The following is a 2,323-nucleotide window of genomic DNA, read 5'->3' on the forward strand; positions in this document are numbered from 1 at the left end:
GGCGGGCGTGGAAGGTGCCGGTGTCCGGGTCGAGGGTGACCCGGGCCTCCTGGAAGTCCAGCCAGCGGCCGGTGAGCGGGAACCACGTCTTGTAGACGCTCTCCTTCGCGCTGAACAGCAGCCGGTCCCAGCACACCTGCGGGCGCGCGGCCGCCAGGCGGGCCAGGCCGCGGCGTTCCTCCGGGAGCGTGACCAGGTCGCGGACGGCGGGGTCCGGGAGCGGCAGATGGGGTTCGGCGTCGATGCCGAGGGAGAGCACACGGCCCGTGCGGGCGACGGCCGCCGCACGGTATCCGTCGCAGTGCGTCATGCTGCCGGTGGTCCCGGACGGCCAGCGGGGCGCGCCGCGCTCGCCCCGCAGGATGGGGGCGGGCGGCACGCCCAGGGCGGCGAGTGCGGCACGGGCGCAGAAGCGGGCGGTCGTGAACTCCGTGCGGCGCTTCTCCACGCTCGTCGCCACGAGCGCCCGCTCCTCCTCGTACAGGACGGCGTCGGGCGGATCGCCGAAGACCTCCCTGGCCTCGACGCCCGGCGGGAGCAGTTCCTCGATCACGGGGCCTCCGGCGCTGGTCGTCGGACCCTAGCGGGTCACGGCGGCGATGAGCCGTCGGACGACGGCGTGGCGGCCCGCGTCGTGGACGGTGAGGAAGTCCTGGAGCCGCTCGGCGTGCCGGTCGCTGCTGCACTGGAGGGGTTGGACGACGGAGAAGCGGCCGTCCTCCTCGACGAAGGCGAGCTCGCGCAGCATCGGGGTGGAGGGGTCGGTGACGAACTCCTCCATCTGCTTCAGGGCGTCCTCGACGCTCATGTCGGTCGGGACGACGAGATCGCCGACGGCGGCCTTCGCGTGGTAGAAGCGGAGCATCTCGGTGGCGAAGGAGGAACGCAGCTCCTCCTGGGTCTCCGGGTCCCGGATCGCCTCCGCGAGACGCTCGCACGCCGCCTCGTCCGCGAGGGAGCCGAGGGTGAGGCGGTGGCGGACGTCCATGGTGCGGCGGCGCGAGGTGTCGCTGAGGTACATCACGACGGTGCGGTCGTTGACCGTGCGGAAGCGCTCGCCGGCGTCGGCGAGCCGCAGCCACAGGTCCCAGTCCTCCATGCCGGTGTGCTCGGTGGTCCAGCCTCCGACGCTCTCCGCGAGGCCGCGCAGGTGGCCGACGCGGGAGGGCTCGTAGAAGGCCCAGAGGAGCTGGAGTTCGGGGTGCCAGACGCCGTTGAGGGGGTGCGAGCGGTACACCTCCTCGCCCCGCTCGTTCCGGCCGATGCTGGCGGTCACGACCATGCGGGCGCCCGCGTCGAACTCGCGCCGGAGGACGGCCAGGTGCTCGGGCAGCCACTGGTCGTCGCTGTCGAGGTAGGCGATGGCCGGCGCGGTCGCGGCGGCCAGGCCGATGTTGCGGGGGCCGCCGGGGTGGCCGTGCCGTTCGGTGCGGATGAGCTGGACGCGTGGGTCGTCGTACGAGCGCACCACGTCGTCCGTGTCGTCGGTGCTGCCGTCGGAGACGACGAGCAGGCGCCAGTCGGTGAACGTCTGGGCGAGCACGCTGTCGATGGTGGGTCGGATGGCCTCGGACCTGTTCCAGGCCGGGCAGATCACGTCAATCGCCGCCGTGGTCAAGGGAATTCCTCACAGACTCCTGGGACGGTCGTCGCACCGTCCCGGGCAGCCTCACGGGCCGGCCTACACGTGGGCTATACGAGGGGCGGCGGGGTGCCGTAGGAATCCTGTAGAGCGGCGGCCGAAGCTCGTCCCGACCGCAGTTCCGCGCGCATATGTGAGGTGGGATCGTGCCCAATCCGTTCGAGAACGACGAGGCGTCGTACTTCGTGCTCGTCAACGACGAGGGCCAGCACTCGCTGTGGCCGGCGTTCGCCGAGATCCCGGAGGGCTGGAAGTCCGTGCACGGCGAGGACACGCGGGCCGCCTGCCTCGCGTACGTCGAGGAGAACTGGACGGACATGCGTCCGCTCAGCCTGGTGCGTGCCATGGCGGGCGACGCGGCCTGAGCCGTACGACCGGAAAGGGGGCCGCGGTGGTGTCGACCACCGCGGCCCCCTTCGTGTGCGCCCGGCCGGACGGCCGGGACGGTCAGGCGGCGCCGTCGAGCCGTGCCGCTCTCTCGTCGAAGAGGTGCTTGGCGAGCTGGGCGAGGGTCGGGTAGTCCCAGACGGCGGTGGGGTCGACGGCGACGCCGAGGCGGTCCTCCACGTCGGCGGCGAAGGCCACGACGGCTATCGAGTCGAGTCCGTACTCGCCGAGCTGCCGGTGCGGGTCGACCGGCTCGGCGAGCTCGGGCAGGTACTCGCCGACGCGCTCGACGAG

The 2,323-nt window shown here is 72.5% G+C and carries 4 protein-coding genes; 1 reads left to right on the top strand and 3 read right to left on the bottom strand.

What is annotated here, in order from left to right:
* On the bottom strand, positions 1-553 hold a 553-nt coding region (locus CCN56_RS35215; protein ID WP_086831849.1), incomplete at its 3' end, for a 4'-phosphopantetheinyl transferase.
* Between the two features lie 27 nt (positions 554-580).
* The gene (locus CCN56_RS35220; protein ID WP_086831850.1) at positions 581-1,618 is read right to left on the bottom strand and encodes a glycosyltransferase; all 1,038 of its coding nucleotides are present in this window, start codon (positions 1,616-1,618) and stop codon (positions 581-583) included.
* A gap of 170 nt (positions 1,619-1,788) precedes the next feature.
* Between CCN56_RS35220 and CCN56_RS35225 the strand changes: the two genes are divergently transcribed.
* Entirely contained in the window at positions 1,789-2,007 is a 219-nt protein-coding gene (locus CCN56_RS35225) for an MbtH family protein (RefSeq protein ID WP_086831851.1), read from the top strand.
* Positions 2,008-2,089: 82 nt separating this feature from the next.
* Here the strand turns inward: CCN56_RS35225 and CCN56_RS35230 are convergent.
* Positions 2,090-2,323 (bottom strand): acyl carrier protein (locus CCN56_RS35230; protein ID WP_086831852.1); only part of this gene is annotated, 234 nt, incomplete at its 5' end.

The organism is Streptomyces sp. NRRL B-24572 (genome assembly GCF_002156145.1).
GTDB classification, from domain to species: domain Bacteria; phylum Actinomycetota; class Actinomycetes; order Streptomycetales; family Streptomycetaceae; genus Streptomyces; species Streptomyces vietnamensis.